The organism is Methylocaldum sp. MU1018 (assembly GCF_053646775.1).
In genome coordinates, this window is the sequence record NZ_CM132195.1 from 3,177,302 (window position 1) to 3,194,664 (window position 17,363).

Annotated in this window: 12 protein-coding genes and 1 pseudogene; 5 read left to right on the forward strand and 8 right to left on the reverse strand. The window is 62.4% G+C overall.

The genetic code is table 11. The annotated features are described in order from the left end of the window. Positions 1-62: 62 nt before the first annotated feature. From ACWJKU_RS14580 to ACWJKU_RS14600, 5 genes are read right to left on the reverse strand one after another with little or no spacing between them, the layout of a single operon-like run. Complete coding sequence (locus ACWJKU_RS14580) at positions 63-1,397, reverse strand: sigma 54-interacting transcriptional regulator (protein WP_454143317.1); 1,335 nt, start codon at positions 1,395-1,397, stop codon at positions 63-65. 34 nt (positions 1,398-1,431) lie between these two features. Further along, positions 1,432-2,004: a hypothetical protein gene (locus ACWJKU_RS14585; protein WP_454143318.1), complete on the reverse strand. Its 573-nt coding sequence runs from the start codon at positions 2,002-2,004 to the stop codon at positions 1,432-1,434. Between the two features lie 7 nt (positions 2,005-2,011). Continuing rightward, positions 2,012-3,529 (reverse strand): ATP-binding protein, encoded by a 1,518-nt coding sequence (locus ACWJKU_RS14590; protein ID WP_454143319.1) that lies wholly within the window; start codon positions 3,527-3,529, stop codon positions 2,012-2,014. 10 nt (positions 3,530-3,539) lie between these two features. Next, a complete protein-coding gene (locus ACWJKU_RS14595) occupies positions 3,540-4,433 on the reverse strand; it encodes a ribose-phosphate diphosphokinase (protein ID WP_454143321.1) in 894 nt (297 codons plus the stop codon). A gap of 2 nt (positions 4,434-4,435) precedes the next feature. Beyond that, positions 4,436-6,004, reverse strand: coding sequence for a thymidine phosphorylase family protein (locus ACWJKU_RS14600; protein ID WP_454143323.1), 1,569 nt, complete (start codon positions 6,002-6,004; stop codon positions 4,436-4,438). A gap of 138 nt (positions 6,005-6,142) precedes the next feature. Between ACWJKU_RS14600 and ACWJKU_RS14605 the strand changes: the two genes are divergently transcribed. From ACWJKU_RS14605 to ACWJKU_RS14625, 5 genes are all read left to right on the forward strand, one after another. After that, positions 6,143-6,886 carry an ABC transporter permease gene (locus ACWJKU_RS14605; protein WP_454143325.1) on the forward strand — a complete coding sequence of 248 codons (744 nt, stop codon included), beginning with the start codon at positions 6,143-6,145 and terminating at the stop codon, positions 6,884-6,886. Beyond that, entirely contained in the window at positions 6,883-7,620 is a 738-nt protein-coding gene (locus ACWJKU_RS14610; protein WP_454143326.1) for an ABC transporter ATP-binding protein, read from the forward strand. Before ACWJKU_RS14605 ends, ACWJKU_RS14610 begins: the two co-directional genes overlap by 4 nt. Positions 7,621-7,714: 94 nt before the next feature. Then, a complete protein-coding gene (locus ACWJKU_RS14615; RefSeq protein WP_454143328.1) occupies positions 7,715-8,212 on the forward strand; it encodes a hypothetical protein in 498 nt (165 codons plus the stop codon). A 106-nt stretch (positions 8,213-8,318) separates the two neighbouring features. Continuing rightward, on the forward strand, positions 8,319-9,611 hold the full coding sequence (locus ACWJKU_RS14620) for an efflux RND transporter periplasmic adaptor subunit (RefSeq protein WP_454143330.1): 1,293 nt from the start codon (positions 8,319-8,321) through the stop codon (positions 9,609-9,611). A gap of 41 nt (positions 9,612-9,652) precedes the next feature. After that, the gene (locus ACWJKU_RS14625) at positions 9,653-12,856 is read left to right on the forward strand and encodes an efflux RND transporter permease subunit (RefSeq protein WP_454143332.1); all 3,204 of its coding nucleotides are present in this window, start codon (positions 9,653-9,655) and stop codon (positions 12,854-12,856) included. A 51-nt stretch (positions 12,857-12,907) separates the two neighbouring features. Here ACWJKU_RS14625 and ACWJKU_RS14630 read toward each other — a convergent pair. The 3 genes and pseudogenes from ACWJKU_RS14630 to ACWJKU_RS14640 form a co-directional block, all read right to left on the reverse strand. Continuing rightward, positions 12,908-15,441: pseudogene (locus tag ACWJKU_RS14630) on the reverse strand (efflux RND transporter permease subunit). Continuing rightward, positions 15,347-15,979: an efflux RND transporter permease subunit gene (locus tag ACWJKU_RS14635; RefSeq protein WP_454143334.1), complete on the reverse strand. Its 633-nt coding sequence runs from the start codon at positions 15,977-15,979 to the stop codon at positions 15,347-15,349. The pseudogene ACWJKU_RS14630 and the gene ACWJKU_RS14635 overlap by 95 nt, the downstream one beginning before the upstream one ends. After that, complete coding sequence (locus tag ACWJKU_RS14640; RefSeq protein WP_454143336.1) at positions 15,976-17,181, reverse strand: efflux RND transporter periplasmic adaptor subunit; 1,206 nt, start codon at positions 17,179-17,181, stop codon at positions 15,976-15,978. Before ACWJKU_RS14640 ends, ACWJKU_RS14635 begins: the two co-directional genes overlap by 4 nt. Between the last annotated feature and the right edge of the window lie 182 nt (positions 17,182-17,363).

Genomic DNA, 17,363 nt, shown 5'->3' on the forward strand with positions numbered 1-17,363 from the left:
GAAAAAGAGCGGAGGCGCCTTCGACATCGGTATGGATCTCGACCTCCGGAGTTTTCGGGAGTTTAGGGCGCGGCATCGGAACAGGTCTTGAACAACGATGGATTCATGCCGTACCGGCTGAGCAAACGGTAGAATTCGGTCCGGTTACGCTTGGCCAGCTTGGCGGCTTGCGTGACGTTACCGTTGGTCATCTGCAACAACCGGATCAAATAGTTTCGCTCGAACTGCTCGCGCGCTTCCTGCAGGGACAGGAACGACGACGGTTCGTCTCTCAGCGCCCGTTGTACCAGCGTTACCGGAATCAGCGGCGTCGAGGACAGCGCCACGCACTGCTCCACCACGTTGCGCAGTTGCCGCACGTTTCCGGGCCATTCGAAATTGACGAAACATTCCATGGCTTCCGGCGAAAATCCCTTGACCCGATTGCCGTAGGTTTCCGCGAGCTCTCTCAGGAAATGCATCGCCAACAAAGGAATGTCCTCGGGACGCTCGGACAAGGGCGGCAGCATCAGGGTAACGACATTGAGCCGGTAATAAAGATCCTCGCGGAAATTCCCTTCCGCCATAGCCTTGTCCAAATCCGCATGGGTTGCGGAAATGATGCGCACGTCGACCGGTTCGTCGTCGGTGGCCCCTACCGGGCGCACCTTCATTTCCTGAAGCGCGCGCAGCAGTTTGGCCTGAAAAGACTTGGGCATGTCCCCGATTTCATCCAGAAACAAGGTACCGCCGTCGGCGGCCCGGAACAGCCCTTTGTGATCGCGGGTGGCGCCCGTGAATGCGCCCCGGCGATGCCCGAAAAGCTCGGATTCGAAAAGATTTTCCGGGATCGCGCTGCAATTGACCGCCACGAATGGCCCATCCGCCCGCGTGCTGGCGTCGTGAATGGCGCGCGCGAGCAACTCTTTGCCGGTGCCGCTCTCTCCGCCGATGAATATGCTCGCCTTGCTCTGGGCGACGCGATTGGCCTGACTCAGCAGTTCTTCCATGAGCGGACTCTGCGTAATGATGTGTTCTCGCCAAGCATCCTGATCGACGGTGGCGCCGTTGGTGAGTCCGATTCGCATGGCCTGGTTGACCAGCTTGACCAGTTCGTTCTTGTCCACCGGCTTGGACACGAAGCCGAACACGCCGCGCTTGGTCGCGCTGACGGCATCGCTGATCGTGCCGTGGGCGGTCATGATGATGAAGGGCAGCGTCGGATACTGCTCATGGAGGACGTCGAACAGCGCCAGGCCGTCCATACCGTCCATGCGCAGGTCCGTCACCACGACGTGGGGGCGGAACACGGATACCCGCGAAATGGCTGCCGGTCCGCTATTCACGGTTTCCAGCTCGAATCCCGCCGCAGTGAGGCGCAAGGCCACCAGGCGCAACAGATCCGGATCATCGTCCACTAAAAGGACTCGTTTACGTGCGGTATTCATAAGGTTATTGCCCGCTGTTTGGCTCGTCCAGGCGCTGCTCGATGGCTTTGAGCGCATTCAATTTCTCTTGAAGCTCTTTCAATTCGCTCTCTTGCGTTTTCAGCCGCCGGTGCGCCTTCTTTTCTTTCGATACGGTGTGAGATACCCGGCGTTCCGAGTGCTTGCGGCGCTCGATCTCGTTGTCGAGACGGGTCAGAATTTCTTTCTGATAAATCAGCAACGCCTTGAGGCGTTCGTCCTGAAGTTCGGACAGAGAGGCATCCACGATCGCGGCGGTATTGCGGATCTCGCCGCACGCTTCGGTAGCCGCCTGCGCGAAAAAAAGATGCAGGCGTACGCCCAAGCTTCGATCGGCCTGGTAGCGCTGCTGTAGCTGCTGACACTCGGAAAGCCGTTCGGCCGGGGTCAGGCGGGCGATGTCGGCGGAAAACCGGAGGAGATCCTCGAACACATAGCTGGCGTATTTCTGCTCGGGCGCCTGGAGAGCAGCGTCAGCCTGCTCCTTGCTCCTGAATCCTGCGCAACCCGTGATAGCCAATAGCACGATCAGAGCCGTAGCGCGGGAGGGGAATTTCATGTATTGCTTAATCTAACCGTAAAGGTATTTGCACCCGAATGCGGGCGCCTTTTTTATCCGGGCGGGGCTCCAAGGCATCGACCTTGCCATGATGACCGGAAACGCATTCGCTGACAATAGCCAAACCCATGCCGGTGCCCGCGACCCCATCTTCTCGGGCAGCCTTTCCTTGAAAGAACGGCTCGAAGACCTGCTTGCGCTCGTCGGGTTCTATGCCCGGACCGTCGTCTTCGACCTCCAATTCCATATGCCCGCCGTTTTGACGCAAAGTCACGCGGATCTCGCCGCCGAGAGGCGAGTATTTAACTGCATTTGACAGCAAATTATCAACAACGGTACGCAATTGATCCGGATTGCCGTCGATTTCGACCGGCCGCAGATGTTCGGTCAGCTCGACCGATTTGGCGCGCAATCGAATCTGGTAGTCCTCGATCAATTCCGTCACGAGTTTCGCCATGTCGACCGTTTCCCGCAGCAATGCGCCGGGACGGGCATTGACTTGACTGTAGTTGATCAATTCGGCGATCAGCGTGTCCAGCTTTTGCGTATTGCTGACCACGATCTGGGCGATTTCTCTTTGTTCGGTGTTCAGCTCCCCGACCACTTCGTCCGCCAGCAGCTCGGTGCCTTCATGGATGGTCGCCAGGGGCGTTTTGATTTCGTGGGACACATGACGGATGAATTGCTGCTTGGCTTCCTCGAGCGTCCGCAGCCGGCTGCGCAGCCAATCCAAGCGTTCGCCCAGATATTCCAGATCCTTGGGCCCGGTCACCTGAATCGGGCGAATGAAGTCGCCAGCGCCGAGCTTGCGTATCGCGCGATCCATTTGCCGTACCGACCGAATGATGAAAAAAGTCACGAACGAGATCAAAACGACCGATATGGGCAGCAGGATCGACGATTCCTGCAACATGCGGCGCTGAACCGCGGCGGACCGATTTTCCAGATCGCCGACTTCGGAGTCCACGATGCCCGAAAAACCACGCGTGAGGTCCCGCGCCTTGAGACCGAGCGCCGAAAACAGCTCGTCGGCCTTTTCCATGCGCGTCTTTCTGACGCGGGCCCGCGGCTCGCGCGCCGCGACGGCGAGGCGCGCGTCGCTTTTCTCGGGCTTCGACGCCAGTTCGTCCGACGAAACATACTGGTAGATCGCCGCTTCCTCCTCCGAAAACTGCCGGAGCTGGACGACCAGCCCCGACTCTTCGGTCAGGCTCAAAAGATTGCCGATCACCTCGCCCAGATCCCGGTGAGCCGCCTCGAAAGCCAGGCGGCTCGGCTCGTCTTCCAAAACCATGAGCCGCTTGGCCTTGCGCTCGAAATCGGTGAGCTTTTCGCGAAGCATTTCCTTTTTCTGGCTGATCTGAGCTACCCGATAAGCCGTTTTTTGGGAAGAAACCGCCAGCTCCTTGACCGCCGTCACGGCGAATACCAGGGCAAGCACCAAAGGTAGTATCGCCACCGTAAAACCGACGAGAATCAGCTTCCTGAGCGATATCGTCCGCAGCAGATTGAGGAAAATCAGCATGAAATGTCAGTTAGCTGGAGTTTCGATTGTAATCGAGCGCATTTTTTAGAGTTTCTGCCAGAACCGGCGTCAAAAACACGACATTCGTGGCATGGGGAATACTGTCGCTGCTGCCGATCTCGGAAACGCCGCTCCGCAGCAGCTTGTCCACGGCGTTCTCGACGAATAGCGGATGCGTCACCAGCACGCCGATTTTTTCGATCCCCTGCGCGCGCAGCCTGGCGACGGCTTCGATCAAGGTGGTGCCGGTGCTGGCGACGTCGTCGATCAAGACCGCGCTCCGGCTCTCTACCTGAAAATCGGGCGTCTCCACGGACACCGCCCTGTCGCCGAAACGTTGCTTGACAGCAACGGCAAAGGGCAATCCGCAGCCTTCGGCGATGGCGCCGACCCATTGCTCCGATTCGGCATCCGGCCCCACCAACAGCGGCCTGTCGGATCGGTCTGCGAGATGGCGCGCGAACAACGGCGCGGCCGACACGACGATCGGGTTTCTCGCCGGAACCGCTTCTTCGAGCCGGCTGATGCGGTGCAAATGGGGATCGACGGTCACTACGTCTTCGAACAATTCGGCCAGGAATCCCCCGATTATTTTTTGACTGACGATCTCGCCCGGCCGAAACGCGCAGTCCTGGCGCATGTAACACAAATAAGGCGCTACCAGAGACAATCGCTTGACGCCCCGGTTCCGCAAGGCGCGAGCCACCAGGAGCAGTTCGACCAATTTGTCGTTGGGGTCCGGAAGACTGCGAAATACCACGATATGCTCGCCCCTGACCTCCGGCAAGGTCACTTTGCTTTCGCCGTCCGGGAAACGATGGATGCCGATTTCGCCGTACCGGGCGTCCAGAGCCTCCGCCACCGCCACGGCCTGACCGCGAGAATCGGGAAATCCTAGAATCATGGTCAAAATTCCACGTAACCTTTGGGTATTTTATCGGATTCGCCCAGTTCGTACCCGGTGCGCTGGCGAACGAAATCGCAGGCAAAATCGTAATTCGACGGAAATTCGGCATGAATGCGGTAAAGCGCTTCGCCTCGTTCCACCTTATCGCCCAGCTTCTTCAGCAAATCGACGCCGGCCCCCTTCGACATCGGCGCTCCGGCCAATCGCGCGACGCGGGCGAGAAAAAAATTGTCGATATGGGTGACCGTGCCCGAACGTTCGGCGCAAACTTCGTAAGTCAGCCTGCCCAACTCGCATTTTTGCTCCTGCACGCCTTGCGCCTGAATGATGCGGTTCATCTTTTCCAAGGCTCGTCCCGACTCCAGGATTTCTCTGGCGATGGCATAGCCCCGGCCGCCGCGCACATCCGGATCGAATTCGATGATGCGCCCGGCCAGCCGCAGGGATTTTTCCCGCAAATCGGTCGGCGCGAGCGGGTCGTTCTCCAGCACCTGCGTCACGTCGCGCACCTCCAGGACCGGCCCGATACCGCGGCCGACAGGTTGCCGGCCGTCGGTGATCATGACTTCCAGGTAAAGTCCCAGGCGGTCTCCGACGTACTCGAAAAGTTTCCGCAACTGCATCGCATCGCGCATATGCCGGACTTTGGCGGTCGGCCCCACCGGAATATCCAGCAAGAGATGCGTCGCGCCCGCCGCGAGCTTCTTGGACAAGATCGACGCCACCATCTGGCCCTGCGAATCGATGCCCAGCGGGCGTTCGACCGAGATCAGCATATCGTCCACCGGCGCCAGACGGGTCGTGCCGCCCCAGACCAGGCAGCCACGCTCGATGCGAACCAATTTGTCCAGGGTCTCCGGCAACAGGTCGACGCGCGCCAGAACCTCCATCGTATCCGCCGTGCCGGCCGGCGACGTGATGGCCCGGCTCGAGGTCTTCGGAATCAAGGTGCCGTGCGCCGCCACGATGGGCACAACCAGCATGGACGTCCGGTTGCCGGGAATGCCGCCGATGCAATGCTTGTCGGCGACCAAAGGCTCGTTCCAGTTGATCCGGCTCCCGGTCGCCAGCATGGCCTTGGTCAAAAGAAGCACTTCGTCCCGGTCCAGGCCGTTCTGCCCGGTCGCCACCAGGAAGGCCGCCATTTCCATCTTCGAATAGCGGCGATTCGCGATGTCGCGGGTGATGGAAATATAGTCGTCGTAGCCCAGCCGCTCTCCGCCGATCTTGCGGCGCACGGCATCCATCGAGGCCGGCGGCTCCGCCTGCGCGACCCGGACGTCATGTCCCTCTTCCGCGCACAACTGGCTGAACGCCTGTTCGGAAAGCCCCAGTTCATCGGGGCCGACGATGTCGTCGTCGTCCACCACGTTCAGCACGGCCTCGATCCGCTCGCCGTTGCAAAAGACCTCGATCTTGGCGAGTGCCTGGAAACCTTCCGCCCGGTAAACCGAACATTCCCGATGAAGATAGGCGACGTTTTCCCGATAGGTATCGATGGCGATACGGCGCAGCTTGAGCCGATAGCTGATATGATCGTTGCGGAGATCGGATGCAGATTCGCTCATAGTTCCGGAATCGTTGTCGAAAAAGCCCTGATTTTTCTCAAGAAAGCGGGATTGTTTATCATAAATACCGCTAAACCCTTAAAATAGCACGTCGCCCGTATTCAGTCGTCCTCACGCCCATCTCCGCCGATTCCTGTCATGCGCGCCGCCTTTTTCTACCCGATAGCCTCGATCGTGGCGCTGCTCGCCTGCTGGCAAGCCGCCGCGACCGTCGCCGGATCGCCGTTGCTGCCGTCGCCGCTGAACGTATCCGAGGTGTTCCTGTCGCAACTGCGTTCCGGCGATCTGCCGTATCATCTCGGCGTGACGCTGGCGCGGCTGGCCGTCAGTTTCGTCCTCGCCATGAGCCTGGGAACCGCCTTGGGCATCCTTCTGGGCCGGCACGACAGATTGGACCGTTTTTTCGACAGCTGGCTGATGTTTTTTCTAAACATACCGGCCCTCGTGACCATTATCCTCTGTTACGCCTGGTTCGGGCTGGTGGAGAGCGCCGCCATCGCCGCCGTGGTCGTCAACAAGCTGCCCAACGTCGTGGTGACCCTGAGGGAAGGTACGCGCACGCTGGACCGGGATCTTCTGGAAATGGCCGAAGCCTATCGGTTCGGCCGGTACAAGACTTTGCGCCACGTCATCTGGCCCCAGTTGTACCCGTTTTTCATCGCCGCCTCGCGCACCGGACTCGCCCTGATCTGGAAGATCATCCTGGTGGTGGAGCTTCTCGGGCGCAGCAACGGCATGGGTTTTCAACTGCACCTGTTCTTCCAGATGTTCGACGTCTCCGCCATCCTCGCCTACACCATCGCCTTCGTGGTCGTCATTCAATTCATCGAAATCGGCATCCTCAAGCCGCTCGATCGCCATGCCAAACGGTGGCGCCGATGACCGCGATTCACATCGAGATCGTCAGAAAAGCCTACCGGCCCAGGGAAGAAGCGGGCGCGCCCGCGATACTCCAGGATTTGGCCATCACGCTCGGAGCCGGCGAATTCGCCTGCCTCGTCGGTCCGTCGGGTTGCGGCAAGACTACGCTGCTAAATATAGCAGCCGGACTGGATCGGGATTATGAAGGCGACGTCCGGATCGGAACCGGGTCCGGCAAGCCGCACATCGGCTACGTCTTTCAAAATCCGCGCCTCATTCCCTGGCGCACGGTGCGGGAAAACATCGAGCTGGCCCTGCCGAAAGCGGCCGATCCCGCCCATCTCGATCATCTCTTCGAGGTGGTCGGACTCGCCCACGCCCAGGATGCGTATCCGGAGCGGCTGTCGCTGGGCATGAGCCGCCGCGCGGCCCTGGTGCGGGCGTTCGCCGTCAACCCCGATCTGTTGCTCATGGACGAACCGTTCGTGTCGCTCGATCCGCCCACGGCCCGGCGCGTGCGCGAACTGGTGATCGCGCTCTGGCAAGAGCGCCCGCACACGGTGCTGTTCGTCACCCACGATCTCCGCGAAGCGATCGAACTGGCGGACCGGCTGATCTTTTTATCGTCGCGCCCGGCTTCGGTGATTTGCGATATTCCGGTAGACATCCCGCGCGCGGAGCGAAGCGAGGCCGCGATCGAAACCTTTCGCCAGCGGCTTTACTCGGATTATCCGGCCATTCGGGCGTTGCTTTAGAGCGCCGCCGAAAGGCGGGCCGAGGCGGTGCTGCGTCATCGGCTCTTGGATGAAGCCGGAACGCGGCAAGCCGGCGCATCGTGCCGGACCGGTAATGACTTCTCGAGGAAAGCCCTGTTATCATCCGGCCGTCGTGAACATTCATACGCTGGCGCATCATCGATATCTGAAGCTCGGCTTGAGCCTGTGGCTCATCCTGGCGGTACTGGGGCACTTCGCTCCGGGCGCTCCGGAGCCGTCGGCCTATGTCCTCTGTTTCGGAGCGGACGGGCATGTGGCGGTGGAGCGCGCCGAGCACGATCACGGCCATCCGGATTCACCGGACCTGAAGCAGGCCGCCCATGATCCGGCCCAAATTTCCGATAACCGCTCCTGCGTCGACATCCCTCTGGTCGGCGACGAGCACGGCTCGCATACGCCCTTCCCCGGAGTCGGAAAGAGTTTCGGCGAACCGGCATGGGCCGCGCTCGCCGCGTTGTGTTTCGTCCTGCTTCCTTTCGTCAGGGCGGCCGTCGCCGTTTTTCGCGCGCACAGCCCGCCTGTCGCCGACTCCCGCATTCTTCTCCGTCGCAGCGTCGTGCTGCTGATCTAGGTCTTTATCGCCGCCATTCCCGCGATCCGCGCGGGTCGCGCCCGATCCGTACCGCGCCGGCCCGTCCGTTGCGGTACGGCGTTTCACGGCTATCGAGACTTTCATCATGCGCTCACATCGTTTTTTTCAATGGGGCCTTCCGCCCCGCCGTCCGTGCCCGCAATGTCGAGACGGGATCGCCGCTCGCTTCGTCATCCCGGGGCTTGTCCTGGCGTTTTTAGCGCCGTTTTCCGGAACGGCCTCCGCCGCGCCGCAACCGCCGAAGCATGCCCACGAACACGGTCATGATCACCACGAGGAGCACGCGGTCCGCCTGAGCGCCGAGCAACTCGAGCAAAGCGGCGTCCGAATCGAGGCCGCGGGGCCGGGCCGGCTGGACGTGACGCTGAATCTGCACGGCCAGGTGGCGATCAACGCCGACCGGCTCGCCCACGTGGTGCCGCGCGTGGCCGGCGTGGTGCGCGAGGTCAGGAAGACGCTTGGCGATCGCGTCGGAGCCGGCGAAATCATGGCGGTGATCGACAGCCGCGAGCTGGCCGAAGCCAGGGCCGCTTATCTCGCGGCGCGCGAGCGGGCGGCCCTCGCCTTGGCCACCTTCAAGCGCAAGGAAATCCTCTGGAAGGAGGAAATCGCCTCCAAGCAAATCTATCAGGAAGCCAGGCAAGCCCTGGCCGTCGCCCAAGTCGAGGAACATACCGCGGAACAAAAACTCATGGCGATGGGCGTTTCATTGCAGGAGTTGCGGGCGCTGACGCGGCGCTCCCTGGAATCGCTCCATCCCCATGAAGCGCTGGGCCGCTACGACATCGCCGCGCCTTTCCCCGGCACCATCCTCGAGCGTCACATCGCCTTGGGCGAAGCCGTGGAGCCCAACGACTCGATTTTCCTGCTCGGGGATTTGGACACGGTCTGGGTGGACTTGAACGTTTACCCCAAGGATCTGCCGCTGGTGCGCGTCGGACAGACCGTCACGATCAGCGCCGACGAGAACGGCCCCGAAATCCGGGGGAAAATAATTCACGTTCAACCACTGATCAGCGAACAAACCCGCCGGACTTTCGCTCGCGCCGAAGTGGACAACCGGGACGGCCGCTGGCAACCGGGACTGTTCGTTACCGGACGGCTGCAAACCGGTGCGGTCGAGGTCTCCGTGCGGATCGCCCGCTCCGCTCTGCAGCACGTCAAAAGCGGCGGCTTGGCAAGCGACCGGACGGAGCGAGCCGTGGTGTTCGTGGAGGAAGAAGAAGGCTTCGAACCGCGTCCGGTGACTCTCGGCCGCGGCGACGACCATTACGTGGAGATCGTCGCCGGGCTCGAACCCGGCGAGCGCTACGCCGCGACCGGCAGCTTCATCCTCAAGGCCGAACTGGAAAAAGGCGAGGCCGAGCATGAACACTGAACCGCCGTTCCTCGCCGCACCTTCGACGCGGGAGCCGCGCCATGCTTGAACGAATCCTCGAATTCTCCATCCGGCGCCGTCTGATGATGGTGACGTTCACCCTCGCTTTGGCCGTTCTGGGCGGTTTCTCGCTCGGCCGTCTGCCGATAGACGCAGTGCCCGACATCACCAACCGGCAGGTGCAAATCAATACCCTGTCGCCCGGCCTCTCGCCTACGGACGTCGAAAAGCAGGTCACCTTTCCCATCGAGACGGCATTGGCCGGAATCCGGGGACTCGACTACACCCGCTCGCTATCGCGCAACGGCTTTTCGCAGGTGACGGCGGTGTTTCACGACGATACGGACATCTACTTCGCCCGCCAGCAGGTGAGCGAGCGCCTGCTCGAAGCGCGCGAGAGCCTGCCCCCCGGCGCTCAACCCAAAATGGGGCCGATTGCCACCGGGCTCGGCGAAATCTACATGTGGACGGTGGAATACGTTCACCCGAACGGCCGGGGCGCGCCGGTCGCCGCCGGCGCGCCGGGCTGGCAAGGTGACGGGAGCTATCTGACCCCGGAAGGGCAATATTTGCGCCGCCCGTTCGAGCAGGCCGCCTACCTGCGCACCGTCCAGGACTGGATCGTCCGCCCCCAGATCAAGACCGTGCCGGGCGTGGCCGAGGTGGACGCCATCGGCGGCTATGTGAAGCAATACCAGGTGCAGCCCGATCCCGCGAAGCTGCTCGCCTACGGAACGACTTTCCGGGATGTGATCGCCGCGCTCGAACGCAACAACGCCAGCATCGGCGCCGGTTACATCGAAAGCGATGGAGAGGCGTTCCAGGTCCGCTCGGACGGGCGCATCGCGAATGCCGGCCAGATCGCCGATATCGTCGTCGACACCCGCGGCGGAACTCCGATCCATGTCCACGATGTGGCGTCGGTCGGCATCGGCAAGGAACTGCGAACCGGCGCCGCCTCGAAAAACGGCGAGGAAGTGGTGGTGGGCACGGCACTCATGCGGATCGGCGAAAACAGCCGCGAAGTGGCGGCGGCGGTGGACGCCAGACTGAAGGACATCGGCAAGGCCCTGCCGCCGGACGTCCGCATCGAACCGGTGTTGAACCGCACCCAACTGGTGGACGCCACGATCGAGACGGTGCGGAACAACCTGGCGGAGGGGGCCATTCTGGTCATTGCCGTGCTGTTCTGGATTCTGGGCAACCTGCGCGCCGCCCTGATCACCGCTCTGATCATTCCCCTCGCCATGCTGATGACGGCGACCGGCATGGTGCAAGCCGGCATCAGCGGCAATCTGATGAGTCTCGGAGCCCTGGATTTCGGCCTGATCGTCGACGGCGCGGTGATCATCGTCGAAAACTGCCTGCGGCATTTGAGCGAAGCGCAGCAGGCCAAGGGGCGGCCGCTGACCCGGGACGAACGCCTGCGCGAAGTCTTTGTCGCCACGAAACAGGTGCGCAAGGCGTCCGTATTCGGCGAGGCGATCATCATCGTCGTCTACGTGCCGATCCTGAGCCTGACCGGAATCGAGGGCAAGATGTTCCATCCGATGGCGGCGACCGTGATTCTCGCCCTGCTCTCGGCCTTCGCGCTGTCCCTGACCTTCGTGCCGGCCATGGCGGCCCTGGCGTTCCGGGGCGATCTGAGAGAAAAGGACAACCGCTTCATGCGCGCGGCAAGAACCGCCTATGCGCCTTTACTGGCGGCCGGCCTCCGGCATCCGGGACGAGTCGCGGCGGCGGCGGCGGCCGCCGTCGTCGGGGCGCTCTGGCTGTTCGCGCGCCTGGGCCAGGAATTCGTGCCGACGCTGGACGAAAGGAATCTCGCGGTACAGGCCATGCGCATCCCCAGCACCGGCCTGACCCAATCGTTGGCGATGCAGGCGCAGGTGGAAAAGGCCATCGCCCGATTGCCGGAGGTCGCCTACGTGTTCGGCAAGACCGGCACCGCGGAAATGGCCACCGATCCCATGCCGCCGAACATCTCCGACACCTTCGTGATCCTCCAGCCCAGGGAAGACTGGCCGGAGCCGGACAAACCCAAGGCGGCACTGATCGAGGAACTGGAAACGGCGCTGGAACGACTGCCGGGCAACCAGTACGAGTTCACCCAGCCGATCCAGATGCGTTTCAACGAGTTGATCGCCGGGGTGCGCGGCGATGTGGCGGTCAAGCTCTATGGCGACGAGTTCGACGTCATGCAGCCGCTGGCCCGGCGCATCGCACGCCTGTTGCAGGACGTGCCCGGCGCGGCCGACGTCAAGGTCGAGCAGACCGGCGGCTTGCCGACCCTCGGCATCGTCGTCGACCGCGCCGCCATCGCCCGTTACGGCATCGACATCGCCGACGTGCAGGACGTGATCGCCGTCGCCGTGGGCGGGCGCGACGCCGGCCTGGTCTTCGAAGGAGACCGCCGCTATGCCCTGGCGGTCCGCCTGCCGGAAAACCAGCGCGGTGACGTGGCAGCGCTCCGGCGACTCCCCATCCCGCTGCGACAGAGCGCCGCCGGCTCGGACCAGCCTCGTTATCTCCCGCTCGGCGAAGTGGCCCGGATCGAGACGGCCGAAGGTCTCAACCAGGTCGGCCGGGAAAACGGCAAACGCCGCATCGTGGTTCAAACCAACGTTCGCGGGCGCGATCTCGGCTCATTCGTGGCCGAAGCGCGCCAGCGCATCGACGCGGAGATCCGGCTGCCCGCCGGCTACTGGCTGGACTGGGGCGGTCAATTCGAAAACCTGGTCAAGGCCAAGGCGCGGCTGCAAATCGTGGTGCCGGCATGCTTCTTGTTAATTTTTCTGATGCTGTTCGGTGCCTTCAGCTCGGCCAGGCACGCTCTCCTGATCTTCAGCGGCGTACCGTTCGCGGTCGTAGGCGGCGTATTGTCCTTGTGGCTGCGCGGAATGCCGTTCTCGATTACCGCAGCCGTCGGCTTCATCGCCCTTTCCGGCGTCGCGGTGCTCAACGGCCTGGTTCTGGTGAGCTTCATCGAGCATCTGCGCAAGGACGGCCTGCCGCTGGAACAGGCGATCGCGCAGGGCGCCGTCGCCCGGCTACGCCCGGTCCTCATGACCGCACTGGTCGCTTCCCTGGGATTCGTGCCGATGGCGCTCGCCACCGGCACCGGCGCGGAAGTGCAGAAACCGCTCGCCACGGTGGTCATCGGCGGGCTGATCTCCAGCACGCTGCTGACGCTGTTGGTGCTGCCGGCGCTTTATCACATCATCGAATCGCGCCGGTTGCGATAGAACTGACGGGCAAAGCATTCATTGCACTTTCGAGCCATCCTGATCGGCCCGTCACGACTTTCCCGAGATGGCGTAACAGACAGGCGTCAGAATCAGGCTGGCGGCCATGCCGATCAGCAAACCCGCCGACAGGGACAAGGTCATCGGAATGAGAAACTGCGCCTGTTCGCTGGTTTCCAGCAAGGTCGGCAGGAAGCCGGCGAAATTGGTGAGAAACGCCAGGAGAATCGGACGAAACCGGGCGGTGCAGGCCTCCAGGATGAGCGCCGATACCGGCTGACCGGTCTCTCCTCGCTCCTTGATGTAGTCGAGCAGCACCAGACTGTCGTTCACCACCACCCCGCTGGCGGCGATCATGCCGACCAGGGATTCCATGGACAAGGGCGGTCCGGCCAGCCAGTGGGCCAAGACCGCGCCGCCAGCAGAAAAATCAGCGGCTTGGTGTAGGAGCGAAACGGCACGGCGATGAGCGCGTAGATCACCCCCAGGGCGATCAGGGTATTGAAGGCCAAAGCCTGGACGGCCGCTTCCTGTTCCTGACGTTCTTGGCCGATCTCGACATCCAAGCCCGGAAATCTCCGTTTCAATTCCGGGATTCCCGAGGCTTCCAGGCCGGCATAGATCGCATTGACGTCCGCCGACTCGGGGTCGACCCGGGCCTGCACTTTCAGCACCCGCTGCCGATCCTGCCGGACCAGCTTGGCATAGCCGGGTACCCGATCGATCTCGGCCAAGCTCCCCAAAGGGGCTTGTCCTCCATTGGGCAGCCGAATGGGCAGGTTATACAGGTCATCCAGGGATTGCCGTTCGTCCCGGGGCAGGCGCACCATCACCTTGACCTCGCTGCGCCCGCGCTGCAGCCGATGCACCTCGTCGCCGTAATAGCCGTGGCGCATTTGTTCTGCAAGGTCTTCCAGCCGCAGTCCCAGACGCTCCGCTGTGGGTTTCAGGCGGAGACGGACCTCGGGTTTGCCCGGTTCGGCGGAATCCACCACGTCGTACACGCCGGGATAGCTGGCCAACTTGCGCTTGAGCTGTTCGGCCGCCGCAGTCAGCAGAGGCGGATCGGACGCGCCCAAATCGAACTCGATGTCGTAGGGAACGTCGCCTTCCTTGTAAATGAAATCGATCTTGGCCCGGCCGAGATCGCCGATGCGCCGGCGCCATTCACGAATGAAATCCCCGACCACGATGCGCTGCCGTCCTGCCGGCGAAAGCTCGGTCCAGAACCCGGCGCCGTGTTCCCAAACCATCGTTTCCAGGCCGACGATGACGCTTTGTTTATCCGGGGCGTTTTCTTTTCCATCCATTTCTTTCCGTAGCTCCAGCAAGGCCCGCTCCACTTTTTCCGCCATCCGGCGAGTTTCACCGTAGGGCGCATCCTGGGGCAACGTCAGATTGGCCCAGAAACTGTCTTTGGTGACATCCGCCTGCAGGGAAAGCCGGATATGGCCGCCCGCCACCAGGGCGGCGCTGAGCATCAGCAACACGGCGAAACCGGCGACGACGAGATAGCGCCATGCCAGGGCCTTTTCCAGGAACGGCCCGTAAATCCGGAGGACGAAAGCCTCCAGCCCCCCGTTGAGCTTAGTGCGCAGTCGCGCCAAATAGGAGGACGATGGGGTGGGTTTGGCGGGGGCGGCCAGATGCGCGGGCAGAATCAACAGGGCTTCGACCAGGGAGAACACCAGCGTCAGAATCATCACCAGGCAAATCGGCCGCATCATCTGACCCGCCCAACCGGGCAGGAACAGGCCGGGCAGGAAAGCCACCAGGGCGATCAACACCGCCAGAATCACCGGAACAGCCACTTCGCGGGCGCCGCAAATCGCGGCCGTCAGGCTTGAGGCAGAACCGGTGATCTGCCGTTTATGCACCGCCTCCCCGATGATGATGGCGTCGTCCACCAGAATGCCCATGGCCAACAGGAATCCGAACAGGGACAGCATGTTGAGCCAGACGTCCAGCATCGGCATCAGCCAGAATGCGCCGAACACCGAGGTGAGAATCCCGGCGCCGGCCCACAAGGCCACCTTGAGATTCAGGAACAGGGTCAGCACCGCGCAGACTAGAACGAAACCGCTAAGACCATCCTCGATAAGACTGCGGACACGTTCTTCATAGGCTTGCGAATCGTCCCACCAGGTAATCAGCGCCAGCCCTTCCGTCAATTGCGCCCTCATTTTTTCTACATACGCTTTGACCCGGCGGGCCACCTCGACCGTGTCGTGCTCGGCGTGGATTTCCCAGCCCTGAGCCGTCTCGCCGTTGTGATGCCATGCCGACAGGCGTTCTTCCAGGCCATCTTTGATGACGGCCACATCGCGGAGCAACACCCGGCTGCCATCCGGATGGGTCTTGAGCACCAGATCACCGACAGAAGCGCCCTCCCGTGCTTTGCCGCTGACTCGCAGCAGCAACTCGCCGGCCGGGCTCTTCACCAGTCCGCCGGGCAAATCCACCGAAGCCCGGCGGAGCGCCTCGGCCACGTCATGCAGAGACAACCGGTGTTGCAGCAGCCGTTCCGAGGAAACCTCGACGGCGATTTCGTAAGGCAGATCGTAATAATTGAGGGCGCGGGTCACGCCGGGGATACGGGCCAAATCGGCCTGGATGCGATCGCCTATTTGCTTGAGAGTGAGCGGATCGGCGGGACCGTGCAGCGCCACCCAAATGACGCCGTCGTCGCCCTCGCGATAAGCCGGTTGTACCTCGATTTTTTCCAGAGGCCTTCGGCAGTCGCTGAATGGCCTGGACCCGCCCGCGCACCGCGTTCATCACCAGATCCTTGTCGTGCACCGGCAAGATCGCCACATTCACCCCGCACTCGCCCTCCTTGATCTCCGATCTCAGCCGCTTGATGCCGGGCAGGTCATAAATCGCTTCCTCGATGCGGACGCACACCGACTCTTCGATCTCCAAAGGCCCGGCCCCCGGATAAATCGCCTTGATCTCGACTTGGTGGGGCGCAAATCGGGGAAACACCTCCTTGTCCATGACGATCAAGCTGCCGACTCCGCCGAACAGGATCAGCAGCATCAAGAGATTGGCGGCGACGGGGTTGGCGGCGAACCAGGCGATCGGGCCGGAGGTTTCGGGCGCAGGGTTCGAGGGCGGCATCATCCCTGTCCTCCGGCCTGGGCTCTCGAATCTCCGGCTTTCCGCCCGTCGCCGAACGCCCGGCCTGAAGCCTCGAGCCTGACTTTCATGCCTTCCACCGGCACTTGAACGCCCGAGATGACGACGCGATCGTCCTCGCTGAGGTCTCCCTTCACCAGAACACGGTCCGGTTCGTTGCGCAACACATCCAATCGCCGAATGTGCAATCGCTCCGCACCGTCCACCAGCATCGCCTCTTGGGAGACATTGACCGCCCCCGGCGGCAGGATGAACAGCTTGTCCTGAATTCGGCCTTCGATCTCGGCCTTGACGAATAATCCGGCCAAGAGGGGTTGGGGATACTTTCGGGAATAGGGCTCCGGGACTTCGGCCACCAGATGCAACAGGCCGGTCGCTTCGTCGACCATGCCTTCGCTGCGCACGATGCGGCCTTCCCAGCGCTGCTCGGTCCCGCCCAGATCGGCCATGAACATGACCTTGGGACCTTCCAGGCGATGGCCGCCGCGCCGTCTGAGGTCCAGATCGAGGTAAGCCAGTTGGTCGGCGGCCACGGGCAAGCGGACCTCGGCCACGTCGGTGGAATAGAGGCGCGCCAGCGTTTCGCCCGGCTGCACGTATTGTCCGAGGCCCACCTGCCGCCTGAGCAGGCGGCCCGCGAAGGGCGCGTGGAGTTCGCAGCGGCTGCGTTGCAATCTGGCCTGGGCCAGGTCGGCCTCGGCCGCTTTCAGCTTGGCGCGGGCTTCGGCCAGTTGCGCTTCATGCAGGATCAGCGGCGAGGGTTGGCCTTCGCCCAGCGCTTGCCATTCGCTGCGGGCCTGCTCGGCCTGAGCTTCCTCCTGGGCCAGTTGGCGCCTGGCTTCGGCAATGCGGGCTTGGGTGGCGACGATGGCTTGATCGTAATCCCGGGAATCCATGCTCACGAGTTCCTCGCCCGCCTCGAAAAAGCCCCCGGCAACGAAATCCGGGTGGATCCGGATCACCTTGCCCGCCACTTCCGACACCAGATCGATCTCGGTGCGCGGCGTGACCACGCCTTGTGAGCGGATATTCAATCTCAGGGTTTGAGGTTCGACGCGCACGACCGTCACCAGGGGCGGTTCTGCCTTGGAGTCTTGGGATTCGATCACCGGGCGATTCGCAATGACAGCCCAGGCTCCGGTGATTCCAGCCAGTACGACGAGAACGGGGAGAACGATTTTCAGCATGGTTTAACGCGGTTCAAACAACAACGCCCCTAAGGCCAGATACAGCTCGCGCCGGTTGTTGAGCAGTTGCCGCTTGACCGAGAGGTACGCGCTTTGGGCGTTGAGCGTGCTGCGGTAGCTGTCCGGGTGAGTGAGGATTTCGATGAAGCCGTGGCGGTAGGAACCCCGGGCGAACCAGTTGA